The sequence below is a fragment of the Gilliamella sp. wkB308 genome, assembly GCF_001690185.1.
Classification (GTDB): domain Bacteria; phylum Pseudomonadota; class Gammaproteobacteria; order Enterobacterales; family Orbaceae; genus Gilliamella; species Gilliamella apicola_I.
Genome location: NZ_LZGN01000015.1, coordinates 1 through 1,748, shown reverse-complemented (window position 1 = coordinate 1,748; position 1,748 = coordinate 1). Strand labels below are relative to the sequence as shown.

The window sequence follows — 1,748 nt, the reverse complement described above, 5'->3', positions numbered from 1 at the left end:
ATTACGAATAAATCAATACGATTTTCATTTAAGAAATAAAAAAACAACCAAATAAACGAAATTTCTGCACTACCAAATAAAAAAAATCCAAAATAGGGTCCGATAATTTTTCGTTTACGATAGATTTCAAGGTAATTATCCGTTGCACATGCAACATAATTAGCACGACGCTTATTCCCTGGTCCGCCCCCGTCAGATAAATCACTTTTCCAACAAACAATTTGTGGTTTGTAACATGATGGCATTTTTTACTCCTGCTATCCTGATTGTTGTGCTTTCCGTTTTTTAAACTAACGTGAGGATTATTCGACCGGATACACGGTTTTTGTTAGTTCATACTCTTCTTCTATTTGAGCAAGCTCTTCTTTTGAGCCCGCTTTCGATGCCTTGTCTAACCCTTCAATTTGTTTCGAGGTGATTTTTAACTTCGGTTTGACTTGCATAAAGGTTTTGGCATCCCAAGGTTTATAATCAACGTATTCTAAACCTGCTTGGTCTATGGAGTTATCGATGTCCGATCCCATAAAATTACAGATCCAATCCCAGTCCTCCGCAAAACAATTTGTTTTTCGAATATAAATATATTCAATCAATTTATAGCTATTAGGCTCACAAACAGCCCCAATTAAAGCATAATCTTCAAAGCTACCGCCTTTTACATTGACCACTGTTGAACCTTGTAATACGCCATAAAAGTTTTCCCAATCATAAACTTTTATATGAAATTTGTTTAAATCTTTAAAGGCTCTTCTCGGTGGCCATGCTTTAAACATCCATTTCATTGCCACCGCTTCGTAAAGATAAACCTTGCCTGTTTTTCGATTAAAACGAATTGGATTACTTACGGGGGCATAGTGACCAAAAAGAAGATTGAAAAGAATAAAATAAACAACCAAACCTCCCACTATAGATATAACAAACGACATTATAATTACGAATAAATCAATACGATTTTCATTTAAGAAATAAAAAAACAACCAAATAAACGAAATTTCTGCACTACCAAATAAAAAAAATCCAAAATAGGGTCCGATAATTTTTCGTTTACGATAGATTTCAAGGTAATTATCCGTTGCACATGCAACATAATTAGCACGACGCTTATTCCCTGGTCCGCCCCCGTCAGATAAATCACTTTTCCAACAAACAATTTGTGGTTTGTAACATGATGGCATTTTTTACTCCTGCTATCCTGATTGTTGTGCTTTCCGTTTTTTAAACTAACGTGAGGATTATTCGACCGGATACACGGTTTTTGTTAGTTCATACTCTTCTTCTATTTGAGCAAGCTCTTCTTTTGAGCCCGCTTTCGATGCCTTGTCTAACCCTTCAATTTGTTTCGAGGTGATTTTTAACTTCGGTTTGACTTGCATAAAGGTTTTGGCATCCCAAGGTTTATAATCAACGTATTCTAAACCTGCTTGGTCTATGGAGTTATCGATGTCCGATCCCATAAAATTACAGATCCAATCCCAGTCCTCCGCAAAACAATTTGTTTTTCGAATATAAATATATTCAATCAATTTATAGCTATTAGGCTCACAAACAGCCCCAATTAAAGCATAATCTTCAAAGCTACCGCCTTTTACATTGACCACTGTTGAACCTTGTAATACGCCATAAAAGTTTTCCCAATCATAAACTTTTATATGAAATTTGTTTAAATCTTTAAAGGCTCTTCTCGGTGGCCATGCTTTAAACATCCATTTCATTGCCACCGCTTCGTAAAGATAAACCTTGCCTGTTTT

At 35.5% G+C, this 1,748-nt stretch carries 3 protein-coding genes; all 3 read right to left on the bottom strand.

Annotated elements, in window-relative coordinates; translation table 11 throughout:
- Window positions 1–245, bottom strand: a 245-nt coding sequence (locus A9G10_RS01890) for a hypothetical protein (protein ID WP_143425927.1), incomplete at its 3' end; no start/stop codon positions are given.
- Window positions 246–302: 57 nt separating this feature from the next.
- Entirely contained in the window at window positions 303–1,175 is an 873-nt protein-coding gene (locus tag A9G10_RS01885) for a DUF6708 domain-containing protein (protein WP_065558002.1), read from the bottom strand.
- A gap of 57 nt (window positions 1,176–1,232) precedes the next feature.
- Window positions 1,233–1,748: DUF6708 domain-containing protein (locus A9G10_RS12705; RefSeq protein WP_179855798.1), on the bottom strand; the 516-nt coding region annotated here is incomplete at its 5' end.

Coding starts and splice junctions, on each gene's coding strand:
- A9G10_RS01885 (WP_065558002.1), bottom strand. CDS start 1,175: ATGCCATCATGTTACAAACCACAAATTGTTTGTTGGAAAAGTGATTTA.